This is a genomic window from Streptomyces longisporus (assembly GCF_039532765.1).
Lineage (GTDB): Bacteria > Actinomycetota > Actinomycetes > Streptomycetales > Streptomycetaceae > Streptomyces > Streptomyces longisporus.
This window is the reverse complement of record NZ_BAAASG010000015.1, coordinates 174,842-193,213: the sequence shown is the minus strand read 5'-3', so window position 1 is coordinate 193,213 and position 18,372 is coordinate 174,842. Positions and strand designations below refer to the sequence as shown.

At 72.6% G+C, this 18,372-nt stretch carries 5 protein-coding genes; all 5 read right to left on the bottom strand.

What is annotated here, in order from left to right:
- Nucleotides 1–44: 44 nt before the first annotated feature.
- The 5 genes from ABD355_RS31605 to ABD355_RS31585 all read right to left on the bottom strand — a co-directional run bounded on the left by ABD355_RS31605 (nt 45) and on the right by ABD355_RS31585 (nt 18,236).
- Nucleotides 45–8,729 (bottom strand): beta-ketoacyl synthase N-terminal-like domain-containing protein, encoded by an 8,685-nt coding sequence (locus ABD355_RS31605; RefSeq protein WP_344404259.1) that lies wholly within the window; start codon nt 8,727–8,729, stop codon nt 45–47.
- Nucleotides 8,730–8,752: 23 nt separating this feature from the next.
- Nucleotides 8,753–15,673, bottom strand: a complete 6,921-nt coding sequence (locus ABD355_RS31600) for an SDR family NAD(P)-dependent oxidoreductase (protein ID WP_344404258.1) — start codon at nt 15,671–15,673, stop codon at nt 8,753–8,755.
- A 68-nt stretch (nt 15,674–15,741) separates the two neighbouring features.
- A complete protein-coding gene (locus ABD355_RS31595; protein ID WP_344404257.1) occupies nt 15,742–16,653 on the bottom strand; it encodes a thioesterase domain-containing protein in 912 nt (303 codons plus the stop codon).
- Complete coding sequence (locus ABD355_RS31590; RefSeq protein WP_123964082.1) at nt 16,637–16,903, bottom strand: acyl carrier protein; 267 nt, start codon at nt 16,901–16,903, stop codon at nt 16,637–16,639. The genes ABD355_RS31595 and ABD355_RS31590 overlap by 17 nt, the downstream gene beginning before the upstream one ends.
- A gap of 40 nt (nt 16,904–16,943) precedes the next feature.
- Nucleotides 16,944–18,236, bottom strand: a complete 1,293-nt coding sequence (locus ABD355_RS31585) for an NAD(P)/FAD-dependent oxidoreductase (protein WP_344404255.1) — start codon at nt 18,234–18,236, stop codon at nt 16,944–16,946.
- Nucleotides 18,237–18,372 lie beyond the last annotated feature (136 nt).

The window sequence follows — 18,372 nt, the reverse complement described above, 5'->3', positions numbered from 1 at the left end:
TCCCCGCGCCCCTTCGGGGCGCGGCCAACCCGCGCCCGCCCCGCTCAGTCGTGGTGGATCTCGATGCCCAGGTCCCCGAGGCGATAGATCCGCAGAGTCGACTTCCAGACGTGGGCGTCGCCCAGCAGGACGATCCGGCCGGGCTCGCGGCGGATCTCCTTGATGTGGACGTCGAACTCCATGTCGGGGTCGGTCCGCAGGATCTGGCCCCGGTAGCTCCAGGTCGTGTCGGTGCCGGCGCTGAGCGCGAAGCGCGGGTTGCGCAGTCCGTCGGTGAGGCCGGTCTCGACGGCGTACACCTGCATGCCCTGCAGCAGTGCCTCGACGCCGAGGGAGCCGGGCATCACGGGGTCGCGGTGGAAGTGGCAGGAGAAGTACCACTCGTCGGGCCGGATGGAGCGGTGCCCGCGCAGATATCCCTGGCCGTGTTCGCCGCCGCCGGGCAGGATGTCGACCCATTCGACGAGGTCCAGGTGCCCCCCGGCCAGCCGTGGGCCGCGGCGGGCGGACTCGGCGGCCCGGAAGTCGCGCAGGTCGACGCGGCGGGTGCCGGGTGGCCTGGCCGGCTGTGTGTCCAGCCACGGCAGCACGTGCTGCCCCTTGTCGAGGCCTACCTGGTGGGCGAGTGCCTTCTCGTTGAAGTAGCCGAAGAGGGACTCTCCGGTGTAGAAGACCTCGCCGTCGCAGGAGAGTTCGTAGGAGAAGTTCTGCAGGATCGAGCCGGGCATCCGGTCGCTGGAGAGCAGTGTGGACCGGTGCTGGACGGTCTTGCCCCGCAGGTCGATGTCCTTGACGAGGGTGGCGTGGCCGTCGAGGTTGCGGATGCTGAACTGCTCCTCGGGGAAGGGCAGGGTGGCGCCCAGGTAGTAGCCGAGGAGGATGGCCGCCTGGAGGCTGGATTCCATGTGGACGCAGTTCGGCATGGACGGGTGGCCGTTGTCGGCGTAGTACCAGGCGTCCTCGGGCGAGTCGTACTCGGTGACCATCACGGCACCGCGCTTGAGCGTGCCGCGGGTGCCCTCCAGCTTCATCACCCGGTCGACGAACAGGAAGTCGCCGTTGGGGATGTACGGTGCCCGGCTGTCGGCGTAGATCTCGAACTCGGGCCCCATCGCGACGGCGAGGTCGCCCTTGGCGGCGTGCGCCATGTGGAACTCGTTGAGCAGGGCCGGTTCGCCGGTGGCCGGGGAGAGCCGGCCGAGGAAGTGCGGGACGGTGCCGGCGGTCTCCGGGCGGTAGGGCGTGCCGGGTTTCTCGCGGAGGCGGATGCCGAGTCCGGTGACGCTGATCGACGGGGTTCCGTCGCGCAGCACGACCACGTCGGCGACGAGCGAGGGCCGCGGCAGCAGGGTCAGCTCGGTGATGTCGATGCGGTACTCGATACGGGCGTTGCGCGGGGTGATCTGTCCGCGCACCTTCACCTCGGTCCGCAGGTCCGGTACGGGCTGGAAGCGGGCGTCGGGGAGGGTGAGGTGCAGGCCGAGGGAGAGGGCGTAGGTCTCCAGGAGCTGTACGGCTCCTTCGGCGACGAGGGATCCGGCGAGCACGGGGTCGTCGGGGAAGTGGCTGGTGAAGTACCAGGCGTCGGGGGCGAGTTCCTTGACGGCCTCGATCCGGCCGAGGCCGTGGCTGCCGCCCTTGCGGTCGAGGACGGTGACCTCGTCCGCCATCAGCAGCGGCCGGGTGGGCAGCCGCAGCGAGGTGTTGCAGCCTGGGGGCTGCCGGTGGCCGGGTCCGAAGACCTCGGCGACACGGCCTTCGGCGAGGGCGTCGAGGTCGGCGGAGGTGAGGGAGGTGCGGTGGGTGGTGGCGAGCGGCTTGAAGGCCGTGCGCCCGGGGTCCGCCGCCTCTTTGAGGCCGGGGGCCACCCGCCCCTGCACCAGGCCCGGCGAACTCTCCAGCTCCTCATCGGTGAAGAAGCCCGCGCAGGCGTTGTTGAGCTTGAGGATGAGCTCGCCGTCGGCGTAGCAGTCGTAGTGGAAGAAGAAGAGCAGGGTGTCGCCCTGGCGGACGAACTGGTCGATCCAGATGTCGTAGCGCAGGGTCTGCCCGGTGCGCGGCAGGTCGCCCAGGAAGCTGAGGCTGCTGTCGAGGAGGCGGTAGACGCGCTGGCCGCGGTTGGTGAAGTCGGCGCCGAGATAGCTGATGAGCAGCAGGTCGCACTGGCCGGCCTCGATGGTGACGGCGGGTGGGACCTGACCGTCGACGGCGTACCAGGCGTCCTCGGGTACGTCGTACTCGGTGCGGATGAAGGAGGGCTTGAACTCCCCCGGTTCCGCGTCGAGTCGGGTGACACGGGTGGCGAAGAGGTAGGGCGGGGCGGGGAGCCGTACGCGGCGGTCGTAGCCGTCGATGCGGGTGAAGCGGGGGCCGAAGACGTTGCCGACCTTGCCGACGGCGAACTCGAGGAGGTCGTGTTCGTCCCAGACGACGCCCTCGGGTTTCGGCGGGTGCTCAGTGGCTGCCGGCGTCGGCCGGACGGGCGTCGAGGCGGACAGCACGGCGGTGAGTTCCTCCCGCAACTCCCGTTGGGCGTCCAGGACTTCCTGGTGCGCCTCAAGGATCTCGGCACGCAGGCTGCGTACGAGGGTGAGCGTGGCCGCATGGTCGTCCGGCTGCCGTGGCTTCTCCGGTACGGGCAGGGGGGCACCGAAGATGGCCGGGCGGGGCGGTACGTCGGCACGCTCGGCCTGCGGCGGCACGGCACCGAGGGACTGCGCCGACACCGCGTCGGCGGGCAGCATCGTGATCGGTTCCCGCTCCAGCGAGAGCGCGGGTACGGGCGGACCGTCGGGGCGGGTCGGCATCGCGGTGTCCCATTCCGTGGCGTGGAATGCCGTGACAGGCAGTTCCGGGGCTTGGTCGGGGGCCCCGGCGGTCACCGGGACGGGGGCTGCCGCGCCGGGTGCGGCGACGGCGGTCACTGCCGGCACGGGGGCTGCGGCGGGCATCGGTGCGGGCGGGGCGGTCGCCGGCGCAGGTACCGGCACGAGCACGTCCCCGACCGCGACCGGCACCGACGGCACGGCCCGGCCCGGCGGCTCGGCGCCCCCGCCCGACGCAGTCACCACCGGCACGGTTGGTCCGGCGGGCGTCGGTGGGGTTGGGACGGTCGCTGGGACCGGGAGTACGGGCGCCGACAGCGCCACCACCGGCACGACATGGCCCGGCGGCTCGGCACCCCCATCCGACGCGGTCGCCACCGGCACGGTTGCTCCGGCGGGCGTCGGTGTGGGCGGGGCGGTCGCTGGGACCGGGAACGCGGGCGCCGGCAGCGCCACCACCGGCACGACACGGCCCGGCGGCTCGGCGCCCCCGCCCGACGCGGTCGCCACCGGCACGGTTGCTCCGGCGGGCGTCGGTGTGGTTGGGACGGTCGCTGGGGCCGGGAGCGCGGACGCCGGCAGCGCCACCACCGGCACGACACGGCCCGGCGGCTCGGCTCCCCCGCCCGACGCGGTCGCCACCGGCACGGTTGGTCCGGCGGGCGTCGGTGCGGGCGGGGCGGTCGCTGGGACCGGGAGCGCGGACGCCGGCAGCGCCACCACCGGCACGACATGGCCCGGCGGCTCGGCTCCCCCGCCCGACGCGGTCGCCACCGGCACGGTTGGTCCGGCGGGCGTCGGTGCGGGCGGGGCGGTCGCTGGGACCGGGGGCGCGGGCGCCGGCAGCGGCACCGACGGCACGGCACGGCCCGGCGGCTCGGCTCCCCCGCCCGACGCGGTCGCCACCGGCGCGGTAGCTCCGGCGGGCGTCGGTGCGGGCGGGGCGGTCGCGGATTCCGGGGCCGCAGGCGCCGGCACGGGGCCGCCGTCGGCCCGAACCGTCACGGCACGGCCCTGCGGCGCGGCTCCCCTGGCTGACGCGGTCGCCGTCGGCGTGGGGTGGTTCCGCCGTTCGGCTCCGCCTCCCGGTGCGGCTCCGTCCCGTGGATCGGCCTCGCCGCCCGGCACGTTCGTCGCCGCCGCGGCCGGGGCTCGTGACGGTGAAAGAACGGCACCGTGTTCTCCCCGCTCGGCTCCGCCCATGACGGCAGCGGCAGGCGTCGGCGGTGGGGCGGGGCGGTGGGGCGCCCGTCGTACCGCTTGCAGTACCGGCGCAGCCGCATCCCTCACCAGCGGTGCCACCGGTGTGCCGCCCACCGTGAAGGTGCGCAGGCCCGGCGCGCGGCGGGGTGCTGCCGTGCGGGGGCGGAACGGGGTCAGGTCCACGGGGACGCCGTGGGTGGCGAGGCGGGCGACGAGGCGGGCTATGTCCGTTGCGCCGCGGGCTCCCCGGCGGTCGACGGGGACCGAGAGGTGCGGGTCGTCGCCGAGCGTCTCGTGGATCCAGCGGGTGCAGGTGCTGGAGGGGCCGACCTCGATGAAGCAGCGGAAGCCGTCCTCGTAGGCCCGTCGAATCAGCCGGGGGAAGTCGACCGTCTCGCGCAGGGTGACGGCGATGTTGTGGGCGACGACGTCCTGGTCGAGGGCGCCGACGGGGGCGTAGTGGCGGCTGCTGTAGAGGACGAGGTCGCCCACGTCGCCGGTCGGGTAGCGGTTGAGGTCGGCGAGTTCCGAAAGTACGCCGTCCACCACCGGGCAGTGCATGACGTGGTTGGCGGGAGAGCGTGCGCTCTGGCAGCCCAACTCGGCGATCACGTCACGGCACTGGGCGGGGTCGCCGGCGACGACGACCTCCGTGGGCGTGTTGACGTGGGTGATGAAGACGCGGTCGTGGCGCTGCACGGCGGCGCGTACGGCGTCCGTGGGCGCCAGCAGTACGTGCGTCGCCCAGACCTGCTGGTCCGGCACCTCGTCGCCGAGTCCCCACAGCGCCCGTACGGTCTTCTTCGGGCCGCGCAGCCGGTCGACGAAGAGCGGCGAGGCGTCGATCTTCGTCGTGGCGCGGGCCTCCTTGATCCAGCCGCCGGTCGCGAACAGCATGCTGCTCTCGCCGAGGCTGTAGCCGAACGCCCCGTGCACCGGCACCCCGAGCACCTCGCGCACCAGGTCGGTGGAGAGCAGCGCGTAGCTGGTGCCCACCGCCAGCATCAGCGGGATGTCCTCGATCAACTCCGCCTCGCGGCCCATCAGTTCACGCCGGCCGAGCGGCCCCAGGGCACGCGGGTACAGCGCCGCAGAGCGCAGCATCTCCGCCGGCAGTTCGGCCTGTGTCTCGAAGCGGGGCAGGAGCCCGGGGAAGGCGCGGAAGAGTGAACGTCCGAGGCCGAGATACGAGTTGAAGGCGCCCGGATAGACGAGTGCCGTCCTGGTGCCCGGCCCGCCCGCCGGACGGGCGGCGAAGCAGCTCCCGGACGGCGAGGTCCACTCGCCGCCCGCCCGGTACACCGCGGGCAGGTCCTTGGCCGCCTGATCCAACTGCCGTACCAGCCCTGCCGGATCGTCGGCGACCAGAACGGCCTTGAGCGCGGCGGGCCGGTCATCGGCGAGCTGCGCCGTCCAGTCGGCGCCGCTGTCGACGGCCTCGCGCAGTTCGCCCAGCCGCCGCATCAGGGTGTCGATGTCGTCGGCGCCGACCGGCACGACGAGGCTGCCGCCGGAGCGCACCCAGTCGGTGGCCGCCACCTCACCGCGCGTCTGCGCGCCGCCGAGCACCACATGGGCGTGGCTGCCCGCGCTGCCGATGACGCTGACACTCGCCGTACGACGGCCCTCGCGACGTTCGCGGAGCCAGGGCCGCGAGTCGCCGGCGAGGAAGAACGCGGACCCGGCGAGCCGGGCGCCGTCGACGCCCTCGGGCGCGATGGGCTGGTAGCCGTAGTGCAGGCACAGTGCGGCCCGGATGACGGAGGCGAGCGCGGAGGCACAACCCGTGTCCCCGACCGCGGAGTTGACCGAGCTGACCGCGGTCCGCAGCAGTCCGCCGGCCCGCTCGGCCGACCACACACGGGTGAGGCCTTCCAGCGTGCCGTCCTGCGCGGCCCCGGCCTCCACGAGCTCGACGTCGGCCGGTGTCACTCCGGCGGCGGCGAGGGCCTCCTCTGCGGCGGCGGCCACGAGGTCCGGGGCCGGCCGCGGGTCGAGGGTCGGCGAGTGGTGGACGGCGAGGGCGTCCACGGTGGCGTACACCGTGCGCCCCGGCGGGACGGAGCCGGGCCGGGTCACGACGACGGCACCGGCGCCGTCACCGAGCACGCTCCCGGGCGTCAGCAGCTCCCGGGCCCGCGTGGACTCCGGACCGGCCGCCAGATCGACCGCTCCGACCAGGACCGCCTCGATGCTCGGGTCGAGGAGCAGCAGCCGGGCCGTGTCGAGGGCGTCGACACCGACGGCGCTGTCGGAGGAGACGGTGAAGGAGGGGCCGGTGAGGTTCCACAGGGAGGAGATCCGCGCGGCCATGATGTTGCCGATGTAGCTGAGGACCTCGTTGGCCTCGATGGAGTCGTGGATGCCGTCCCGGGCGGCCCGGGTCAGTGCGGCCAGCTGCTGTTCCGTCGGCTCCAGACCGGCCGTGGCCGACCAGGCGGCGAGCTTGCGGCCGAGCGCGTAACGGGCGCCGTGCCCCTCGGCGCTGGGCTCCATCTCCATGCCGAGGACGACGGCGACCCGCCGCCCCTTGGCCCCGTCCTTGCCGCCGGGGGCGGGACGCTCGTACCCGGCGTCCTTCAGGGCCTCCTCCGCGACCCGCATCATCAGCAGGTGCTGCTGGTTGAAGTGGTCGAGGTCCTTGGGCGGGATGCGGTACGAGGTGGCGTCCACCTCGAACCCGTCGATGTACGCGGCCTGCGGCGCCCCGCCGTCGCCGAGCGTCTCGAACCCGCGCCATCGGTGGGACGGCAACTCCCTCACCGCGCCCGTGCCCTCGTATCCCGCCCGCTCGAACTCGTCGAGCGTGGTGAGGGAACCGAAGTGCGCCCCCATGCCGATGACGGCGAGCGACTGCGGTGTCCGCCGCTCGGTGCCGTCGTCCTCCGCGTCCGTCTCGGGTCCGGACAGGACGACGTGCGCGTTGGTGCCGCCGAAGCCGAAGGCCGAGACGGCGGCCCGGCGTACGCCCTCGGTGGCGGGCCAGGGCGTGGGTTCGCGTACGACACGGTTCGCGACCGTGTCCGGCAGCGGCCGCTCCACGCCGACCGTGGGCGGGATGACGCCGTGTCCGAGCGCGAGCACGACCTTGACCAGGCTGCTCATGCCGGCCGCGGTCAGCAGGTGCCCGATGTTGCCCTTGACCGAGCCGAGCAGCGGGCCGCGCCCGAAGTGCCGTTCCACGCCGTCGAGTTCGGTGCGGTCGCCCAGCGGGGTGCCGGTGGCGTGGCACTCGACGTACTGGACGTCCTGCGGTTCGATGCCCGCGTCTTTCTGGGCGAGTTCGTAGGCGGCGAGCTGGCCGTTGACGTTCGGGGCGAGCAGGTGCTTGCCGGGGCCGTCGTTGCCGAGGGCGACGGCGTCGACGACCGCGTACACCCGGTCCCCGTCGCGGCGGGCGTCGGCGAGCCGCTTGAGGGCGACCATGGCCGCGCCCTGCCCGGTGATGATGCCCTTGGAGCGGGCGTCGAAGGGCTGGCTGAAGCCGTCCGGCGGGTAGGCGTGCAGATCGGAGAAGGACAGATGGATGACGGTCGGGTCGGGCGCGCAGACCCCGCCGGCCAGCATCAGGTCGGCGCGTCCGGTGGCGAGCTGGGCGCAGGCGAGCTTGATGGCGTACAGCGCGGAGGAGCAGGCCGCGTCGAGGGTGTGGCGCGGACCGTCGAGCCCGAGGGCGGCGGCGACCACATGGGCGGGCAGCCCACCGGGCCACAGGTTGTGGGCCTCGGCCCGCGCCTCGAACGACCCAAGGCGACGAGCTTCGAGCCGGGCGCCGAGCGGCCCCTGCCCCACAGAGCCACCCCGGCCACCGACCGCACCGGCGCCGAACGACCCGCGGTTGTCGGCCTCGGCCCGCGCCTCGAACGACCCAAGGCGACGAGCTTCGAGCCGGGCGCCGAGCGGCCCCTGCACCACAGAGCCACCCCCGCCACCGACCGCACCGGCGCCGAACGACCCGCGGTTGTCGGCCTCGGCCCGCGCCTCGAACGACCCAAGGCGACGAGCTTCGAGCCGGGCGCCGAGCGGCCCCTGCACCACAGAGCCACCCCGGCCACCGACCGCACCGGCGCCGAACGACCCGCGGTTGTCGGCCTCGGCCCGGGCGTCGAGCCGTCCGAGGGGGTGAGCTTCGGGCAGGGTGTCGAGCGGCCGCTGTGCCGGACCGGCGGCCCGGTCACGGGCCGGGCTGCCGTCCGCCGCACCGGACGGCAACCCGGCCGCGGGGAAGCCGGCCGCCGCGAGGCCCTCGTAGACCGCGGCGTCCCACAGCTTCCCCGCTGTTCGGCCGGAGGCCGGAGTGGGGAACGGGTAGTTCCCGAACACCACCCCGGTCCTCCGGCCGGCCGCCCGGCCGTCCGCGGCAGCGGGGGATACACCCGCGTCGGCCAGGGCGTCCCCGGCGACCCGGAGCGCCCAGTGGAACGAGCGGTCCAGGCCGGCCAGGTAGTCGGCGGGCAGCAGGTACCCGGAGGGGTCGAGGTCCGCCGTGGCCTCGATGAATCCGCCGCGCGTGCAGTAGATGCGGTGCCGGTCCCGCTCGTCCTCAGGACCGGTCTCCTCGGCCAGCGGGTCGTGCCCGAAGATCCGCTCACCGCCCTCGGTGCGCGAGTCGACCGCGCCCATCAGGTTGTTCCAGTAGGCGTCGGGCGTGGCCGCCCCCGGGAAGAGGCAGGACAGTCCGACGATCGCGTACTTCCCCATGAGGGATCAGCCTCCGAGCCTCGTCAGACCGTGACCGCGGCGGCCGCCCGGCCCGGCTGCCTGAACCGTGCGTCCAGCTCCGCGTCCTCGACCGCGACCACGTCCTCCAGGACGGCCAGCACCCGGCCCTGCGGGTCGAGCGCGGTCACCGTGCAGGTGACGCCGGTGCGGCCGGGCCGTACGTCCTCGACCGCGATGAGGAAGTCCCCGTCGGACGGCAGCGGCGCATACAGGCTCAGCCGTCCGATCTCCATCGGCAGGCAGGCCCGTCCGCGCTGCTCGCGCACCCACACCAGCACGGCCTGCAGCAGCAGGTCGGCCAGGACGGGGCTGTGCAGCCGGGTGTGGTAGCCGCCGTGCGCGGGCCGGTCGTCGGTGAGCCGGGCCCGTACGAGAAGCCGCTGCTCTTCGCTGATCAGCAGCGTGCGCAGGCCGCGCAGGGAGGGCCCGTGGAAGAGCGTCCCGTCGCGGTAGAGCCGTGCCGCGTCCTGCCCGGCCGCGCCGCGGGCGAGGCCCGCAAGGTCGGCGCGGTCGGCGGGCCGCCGCCCCGTTTCGCCCGTGCTCAGCCGGACGCTGTACGCGGGCCGGCTGCGACCGCTGCCGTCCACGGAGGAGGCCAGCACGTCGATGCCGTCGTCCACGGGCTCGACGGACAGCCGCAGCCGCTGCGGCTGCTGCCCGTCGGGCTCGTCCCAGGCGACGCCCTTGAACACCTTGAAGCCGGTTGCCCCGACGACGGTTTCACCGGTCGCCGTCTCGACGGCGTTCGCCAGCACACCGAGTGCCGCGGTGGCGGGCAGCACCCGCCGGTCACCGATGGCGTGGTCGGTCAGCAGCGGCTGCTCGGCGAGGTCGGTCAGGGTCCGGTCGACGACCAGGGGTGTGCGCGCGGAGCCCTCCACCGCGGGCGGCGCGGACAGCGGGGTGAGCGGGCCGGTGACGATCACGGTGTCGTGCCCGTGCCCGGCCGTGAACTGCTCGGCGAACATGCCCGCACCGGTCGCGAGCGGCACCAGGGCGATCCCGCGCGAGGCGAACATGGCACGCAGGTCGTCGGAGACCATGCCGCCGTCCCAGGCACCCCAGTTCATCGCGGTGACGCGCGCGGAGGGCAGTTCCCGCTTCAGCCGTACGGCGATGCGGTTCAGCGCCTCGTTGGCCATGGCGTAGTCGGACTGGCCGCGGTTGCCGAAGAACCCGGCGACGGAGGAGAAGAACACGAGGTGCCGCAGCTCGGCGATCCCGCGCAGGGCGTCCAGCACATTGCCGAGGCCGGTCAGCTTCGTGCCCAGCACCCGGCGTATCTCGTCCGCCGACTTCTGCGCGACGAGCCGGTCGGCGAGGACACCGGCCCCGTGCACCACACCCGTGACCCGTCCGGCGTACGGCGTCAGCGCGCGACGCACCTCGCCGGCGTCGGTGATGTCGACGGTGAGGTACTCGACCCGGGCTCCGGTGGCGGTGAGACGGGCCAGGTTGGCGGCGATCTCCCGGGAGGCGGTGATCTCGCGGAACTCGCCCTCGATCGCGCGGGGGTTGGGCTTCTGTCCGCTCTGCGCGGCCCGCCGCGCGATGAGTCCGCGCAGTGCCGGGCCTTCGTGCCCCACGGCCCAGTCGGGCTCCGGCGCGGGCCGGCTGCGGCCGAGCAGCAGCAGTCCTGCGGGCCGAGCGGAGACCAGGGCGTGCAGGCAGTCGGCTGTGATGCCACGAGCGCCGCCGGTGACGACGAACAGGTCGTCGGAGGAGACCTCCGGGACGGCGGCCGCGTGTGCCTCGTGCGGCTCGGCCGCGAGCGCGATCGTGCGCCGCCCGGCCGGGTCGTGCGCCACATCGGCGTGCTCGGCGGACAGGTCGTGGATCTCGCCGAGGAAGCGCGCACCGACGGTGGTGGGGGCCAGCTCCGGCGCGAAGTCGACCGTACGGGCGAAGAGTTCGGGCACCTCGACGCCGAGGGTCTTCACCAGCCCGCCGACCCCGCCGAGCAGCGGGGAGGCGTCGCCGCCACCGCGGTAGCCGTTCGCCCCGTCGAGCCGGGTGACGGCCACGAAGGCGGCACGGGTGCCCTGCGCGGCGACCGGCTTCAGCGCGGCCAGGCTGTGCTTGGCGACGAGCAGGCAGTGCTCCAGCCGCTGCACACCCTCGGCCCACTCCTGCCCCGCCGCGGCGGCCATCTGCACGACGAGATCGACCCGCCCGCTCACAAGCGCCCCGGCGAGCTCACTTTCCTCCCAACTCGCCAGCCGCCGCACGGCATCCGCCTCCGGCACGACGCCCTCGACACCGGGCAGCGCCACGATCTCCACCCGCCAGCCGTCCCCCCGCAGCGCCCCGGCGAGCGGCCGGGTCAGCGTCGACCCGTCGTCGATGAGAACCGCGGTACGCGGTTCGGCGTACGCGCCGACGAGGGTGTGAGGCGGGGCGATCTCGGTGACGTCGGCGTAGGTACGGCCGATGCCGGGGGCTGGGGGGTAGGTGACGGTAAGGGAGGCGGTGGCTGGCGCGGGTACCGCTGTCCGGGGAGCGGGTCCACCGGAGGCGGTGGCCACGGTGGAGGCGAGGAACCCGGCGATGTCATCCAGCGTCCGAAGCTCCGCGAGCACCTCCGGATCAACGTCCTCCGACACCGGATACGACTCCTGCAACGCACCCAGGATCTGCACCCGCTTGATCGAATCAATGCCCAGATCAGCCTCGACATCCATACCCGGCTCCAGCATCTCCACCGGATAACCCGTCTTCTCCGCCACCGCACCCATCAGCGCCTCCATCACGCCATCGGCGACAGCCGAGTTGGTGATTGGGGCGAGCTCGGGCTCCGGCCGCACAGGCGCGGGCTGCGAGGCGGACTCCACGGACACCGTGGAGGCAAGGAAGCCGGCGATGTCATCCAGCGTCCGAAGCTCCGCAAGCACCTCCGGATCAACGTCCTCCGACACCGGATACGACTCCTGCAACGCACCCAGAATCTGCACCCGCTTGATCGAATCAATGCCCAGATCAGCCTCGACATCCATACCCGGCTCCAGCATCTCCACCGGATAACCCGTCTTCTCCGCCACCGCACCCATCAGCGCCTCCATCACGCCATCGGCGACAGCCGACTTGCTGACTGGGGCGGGCCCGGGCTCCGACTGCACAGGCGCGGGCTGCGAGGCGGACTCCACGGACACCGTGGAGGCAAGGAACCCTGCGATGTCGTCCAGCGTCCGAAGCTCCGCGAGCACCTCCGGATCAACGTCCTCCGACACCGGATACGACTCCTGCAACGCGCCCAGGATCTGCACCCGCTTGATCGAGTCGATACCCAGATCGGCCTCGACATCCATTCCCGGCTCCAGCATCTCCACCGGATAACCCGTCTTCTCCGCCACCGCACCCATCAGCGCCTCCATCACACCGGCGGCAATGGCCGAATCGGCGACGGAGACGGGCTCGGGCTCGGGAAGGTGGACGGTCTCGACCGTGGAGACGACCGGCTGCGGAGCCGACTCGGCGGGAACCGTGGAAGCCAGGAACCCTGCGATGTCATCCAGCGTCCGAAGCTCCGCAAGCACCTCCGGATCAACGTCCTCCGACACCGGATACGACTCCTGCAGCGCGCCGAGGATCTGCACCCGCTTGATCGAGTCGATACCCAGATCGGCCTCGACATCCATCCCGGGCTCCAGCATCTCCACCGGATAACCCGTCTTCTCCGCCACCGCACCCATCAGCGCCTCCATCACACCGGCGGCAATGGCCGAATCGGCGACGGAGACGGGCTCGGGTTCGGCGGCAGGCACGGGCTCCGGTTCGGCCGGGGCCACGACGGCAGGCTCAGGCTCCAGAGCGGTCTCCGGCGCGGGCTCGGGTTCGGCCTCCGCCCCTCCCCGCAGCGCGTCCAGCAGCAGCCGGGTGGACCGTTCGTGCGCCGCGCCGATCGTCGCGCTCTGCTCCCGTATGAGCCGCAGCGCGGCATCCGTGTCGGGGTGACCTCCGGCCCGTACGGACTCCTCCAGGGAGCGGACCGAGGCGTGCACGGTGTCCGCGTGGGCGGTGAGGATCTCCGCCTGAAGGGCCAGCCCGTCGCGTACGACGTCCTCGACGCCGTCGGTGCCACCCGTACCCGCCGTCAGCGCCAACGGCTGCGCAATCGCGTCCTGGTACGCCGAACGCCGTTCCTGTGTCACGTAGTTGATGCCGCGCAGCGGGATGTTCATCCCCTTGCGGGCCGGCAGCTCGGTCCGTGGCTCGACGTGGTCGTCGAAACCGGTGAGGGGCAGCCCGAGGACCGCGAGTTCGATCGCCGCGCGCTTCAGCGAGACCTCGCTGTCCTTGCTGGGGCCGCCGTCCGCCGCGAGGGTCACGACGTCGGTGCGGCCTTCGAGGATGCGGTCGATCAGGTCCGTCAGGACCCGCTTGGGGCCGAACTCGACGAAGACGCGGAACCCGTCGGCGTACATCTTCTCGATGCCGGAGACGAAGTCGACCGGCTGGAGGAGCTGGTCGACGAGGGTACGGCGGTTGGCCGCCGCGTCGCTGCCGTAGGCCGAGCCCGGGGCGTTGGCGTACACCGGGATCGTCGGGACGCCCAGCCCCGTCGACTCCACGGCCTGCCGGAACGCGTCCGCGGCATGCGCGACGAAGCCCGTGTGGAACGCGGCGGAGACCGGCAGCCGCTTGGCCGGGATACGGCGGCCGGAGACGTCGGCGACCAGGCGGTCGATCTCGTCCGTGGGGCCGCCGACGACGATCTGGCCGGGGGCGTTGATGTTGCAGATGGCCACATTGCGGTACGTGGCGACCAGGCCCTGGACGTCGGAGAGGGAGGCGCGGATCGCCGCCATGGCGCCGGGGTCGAAGTCCGCGGCGGCCTGCTCGGGCGGGGCCATGGCGCGGCCGCGGGCGCGCGCCAGTTCTGCGAACCGGTCGTCGTCCAGTGCCCCGGCCGCCCAGAGCGCGGTGAGTTCGCCGAAGCTGTGGCCGATGACGCCGTCGGCGCGGAAGCCGAGTCGGTGCAGCCAGGCGTACTGGCCGGAGGCGAGCGCCCCGATGGCGGGCTGGGCGAAGTCGGTGCGGCGCAGGGCCGTTTCCTGCTCGGTGCGGGCGGTGTCGGTGAAGGCGGGCGGCGGGAAGACCGTGCGGGCGAGGGTGTCGGGGCCCTCGGTCAGCCGGTTGGCGCGGTCGAACGCGGCCCGTACGGGCGGCAGCGCGACGGCGGCCCGCCGCCCCATGCCGACGTACTGGCTGCCCTGTCCGGCGAACACGGCCGCCGTCCTGACGGACGTGGGCAGGGCCTGGCGCCGGTAGGTGATGCCCTTGGGATGCTGCCAGGAGTCGGCGTCGGGTCGGGCGCGCAGCAACTCCACTGCCGTGGCGCACAATTCGGTGAATTCTTCGTCGCTGCGGGCGACGATCCCGATGCGGGCGTCGGACGCGGGGATCGCACCGGACTCGTCCGGAGCGGCGCCGTTCTCGATGCGCAGGGCGAGCGCCTCGGGGCCTGCCGCGTGCCACAGGCCCCAACGAACCGCCGGGCCAAGGGATTTGACCTCCGTCGACCCCTCGTGCTCCTCCAGCACCATGTGGAAGTTGGTGCCGCCGAAGCCGAAGGAGGAGACGGCGGCGCGACGCTTGCCGCGGCCCGGGTCAAGTACCCAGGGGCGCGCCTCGGTGTTGACGTAGAAGGGTGTGCTCGTGGGGTCGACCGCCTCGCTCGGTGTCTCGACGTTGATGGTCGGCGGGAGCACCTTCTGGTGGAGGGCGAGGGAGAGCTTGATGAGGCTGGCGGCGCCCGCGGCGGCCTTGGTGTGCCCGATCTGCGACTTGACGCTGCCGATGGCGGCGTAGCCGTGGTCGTCGTTGCCGTCCGCGACGACGGAGGAGAGGGCGGACAGTTCGGTGTGGTCGCCGACGGCCGTGCCGGTGCCGTGCGCCTCGAACAGTTCGATGGAGTCGACGGATACGCCGGCGTCGTCGTAGGCGCGGCGCAGGGCGAGCTGCTGACCCTCGGCGCGCGGGGCGTAGATGCTCTTGAAGCGGCCGTCGCTGGAGGTGCCGATGCCGCGCAGGACGGCGTAGATGCGGTCGCCGTCGCGTTCGGCGTCGGCGAGGCGCTTGAGGGCGAGCATGCCGATGCCCTCGCCGATCAGCGTGCCGTCGGCGGACTCGTCGAAGGGGCGGATCTGCTGGCTCTTCGAGAACGCCGGTGTCTTGCTGAAGCACATGTACATGAGGATCGTGTTCTCGGCGTCGCAGCCGCCGGTGATCATCATGTCGGCGCGGCCCTCGATGAGTTCGCTCACCGCGAGTTTGACGGCCGCGAGGGAGCTCGCGCAGGCGGCGTCGACGGTGCAGTTGGTGCCGCCGAGGTCGAAGCGGTTGGCGATGCGTCCGGCGACGACATTGCCGAGCATGCCGGGGAAGGAGTTCTCCTCCCACGGGATGTACGCCTTCTTGAACCGGCTCGCGATCTCCTCGGCGTCCGCCTCACTCAGGCCGACGCTGCGTACGACCTCCTTGAGCACCGGGGTCTGCAGACGCGCGGAGAGCGGCTGGGTGAGGGAGTTGGCACCGGTGATGCCGAGGACGACTCCGGTGCGGGAGGCGTCGTACCAGCTGCCGGTCTCCGCGCCGGCGTCGCGCAGCACGTCGCGCGCCACCGTGAGGGAGAGCAGCTGGAGGATGTCGGTGACCTCCAGGGTGTTGGGCGGCAGCCCGAACTCCATGGGGTTGAAGGCGATTTCGGGCAGGAATCCGCCGCGGCGGACGTAGGTCTTGTCCTCGGCCGCGGGGTCCGGGTCGTAGTAGTCGGCGGTGTTCCAGTGGCTCTCGGGGACGTCCTCGATGCAGTCCTGGGCGTCCACGATGTTGTGCCAGAACTCGCGCAGGTCGCGCGACTTGGGGAAGAGGCCCGCCAACCCGACGATCGCGATCGGCGTCTCGGCCAGACGTGAGTAGTGCACGATGGTGGTCCTCTCGGGCTTGCGCGTCGCGCGGGTCGTGTGCGGCGGGTACGTCAAGTGATGGGGGCTCAGCCGGTTCGCGAACCGGTGGCGAGAAGGGCGGCGAGGGCGTCCGCGGTCTCCGGTTCGTGGAGCATCGTGTAGTGGTCGCCGGGGACGGCCCGTTGCCGCAGCGGGCGGCCGCTGAGGCCGCTCCAGCCGAGGTCGGGGCTGTCGGGCAGGAGCGAGCGCTCCGGCTTGACGACGGTGACGGTGCGGTCGAGCGGGGCGGGCAGATACCCGGCGGTGCACCGGTTGTTGCGGACGAGTCCGGTGTGGAACGCGGTGTACAGCTTGCGCAGTCCCGCCGGTTCGGTGCCGTCCTGCAGCACTCCCTGGTCGATGGCCTCGGCGAGCAGGACACCCAGGCCGTCCTCCTCGCCGAGGCCGTCCAGGGCCGCCGGATCCAGGGTGAGGCGGCGGCCGCGTTTGGCGCCCAGGTACATCGCGAACCAAGTGATCAGCATGTCCGGCCGCAGCAGTTCGTCAGGCCGCTGGAAGGCGGGTACGGGCGCGATCGAGTCGAGGACGACGAGGTCCTCGACGCGGCCGCCGAGCCCCTGGGCTTCCAGGCGGGCGGCGATCTCGTAGGCCACCACTCCCCCGAAGGACCAGCCGGCGAGGGTGAACGGCCCGTCGGTGAGTCCGGCGGCGGTCAGTTCCCGCAGGCAGCGCCGGGCGAGTTCGCGGACGCCGATGACGGACAGCGTCGGGACGAGGGCCGCCGCGAAGTACTCCGGGACGTTCCCCAGGTCGCACAGGTGCAGTGCGTGGTCCTCGGGCAGCCGTGCGGCGACCGACTGCCAGGCGGTGGCGGGCAGCGCGCCCGGATGGACGGCGACGACCGGCCGGGCGGCCGGATCCACCGGCCCGAGCGTCGTCACCAGCGGGCGGGGTGCGCCCGGTCGACGTGGGGTGGCCGGGTCAGGCCGCGGCGACATGACGGTCGCTCTCCTCGGCGATGTGCTCGGACAGGGCGGCGATCGTCGGGTGGTACCAGAGCGCCGTGGCCTCGAGTTCGAAGCCGAGCCACTTCTCCAGCTCGCCCGCGAGGATCAGCGCCTCCGTCGAGTCGAGGTCGAACTCGTCGAAGTAGCGTTCGACATCGATCTGTTCCTGGCCGACGCCGAGCCGGATCGCGAGCTTCTCGACCAGCCAGGCCTGTGCTTCTTCGGCGGTGACACGCTGCATTGGGGTTCCCCTTGTCCGTTCGTGCTGTGCGGTTCGTGGTTCAGTGACGGGTCTTGATCTCGCGGGCGACGGCTTCGGCCGCCTTGCGCCCGGAGACGAATCCGGCCTCGTGGGAGCCGATGAGGTCGACGCCGATGCGCGGCGCGTGGAAGTAGGAGCCGGCCAGCTTGATCCGGCCGCCGGGCGCGTTGACGTCGTAGATCGTGCGCTGCATGGCGCGCACCTCCAGGTCGATGACCGGATGGGTGAACGGCAGTTCACGGACGACGAGTTCGTCGCGGGGGACGATCGGCGAGTCGAGGGTGACGAAGTAGTCCTGCTCGGCGGTGAAGCCCTGCAGGGAGTTCATGTAGTAGGCGACCCAGGTGCGGGGGCGGCCGTCCACCGTCTTCAGGCCGTAGTTCCAGCTCTGCCAGCGGTCCCGGTTCGGCGGCATGCTCGACGGGTCGGTGTGCAGGATGGCCCGGGTGGCGCTGTAGCGGACCTTGCCGAGGATCTGCGCCTGCAGCGGGGTGGGCTGCTCCAGCACGGCGAGGGTCTGGTCGGCGTGCGCGGCGAGGACGGCGTAGTCGTAGCGCTCCTCGCCGGCGGCGGTGCCGACGACGACGCCGTCCCCGTCCTCGCGTACGCGGGTCACCTCGGCGCCGGTGCGGACCTTGCCGTTGACGCCGGCGACGACCCGGCGGACGTACTCGATGCTGCCGCCCGACACGGTCTTCCAGGCGACCGAGCGGCCGCCGAGGCCGCCGGGGTCGTGGGACATGAAGAAGGCGATCACCGTGGTCGCGGGCATCTCCCAGATCAGTTCGGCGGGCACTGACCAGACGGCGGTGGCGAGCAGTACGACATAGCCGTACTTGAAGGCGTCGCTGTAGCCGCCGCGGTCCAGGTAGTCGCCGAGGGAGAGGTCGGTGCGTTTGCGCAGGAAGTCCTTCGGGGCCTCGCGGTGGAAGCGCTCCGCGTCGCGCCACAGGGGCAGGAAGTCGGCCGGGTAGCGGGCGGCGATCTCGTCCTCGGACAGCTCGAACTCGGCGGTGCCGTAGTCCAGTCCGCGGTCGAGGTCGAAGAAGTCGAAGCCTCCGGTGTGGTCGAGGGCCCGCGCGCCGAGCTTCTCGAAGAAGGCGGTGAGTTCGGGGTAGGTCCGCGCGTTGAAGACCACGAACGCCGTGTCCACGCCGATGGTGCGGCCGCCCTCGTCGACCTCCACGGTGTGGGCGTGGCCGCCGGGGCGGTCCTGGCTCTCGTACACGGTGACTTCGACGTCGTCCGGCAGGTGGTGGGCGGCGGAGAGTCCGGAGATTCCGGCTCCGACGACAGCGACACGGGTGGTCATGGCAGGGCTGCACCTCGGCTCGAACAGTTCTCGGGAACGGTCACGGTGAGGCGCAGAGGGCTGATACCTCTGAAAGGGGTCGCGGTCCGCGAGTTGCCCGTCGGACGGCGCACAAGAACCGTAGGCCGGGCCGGAA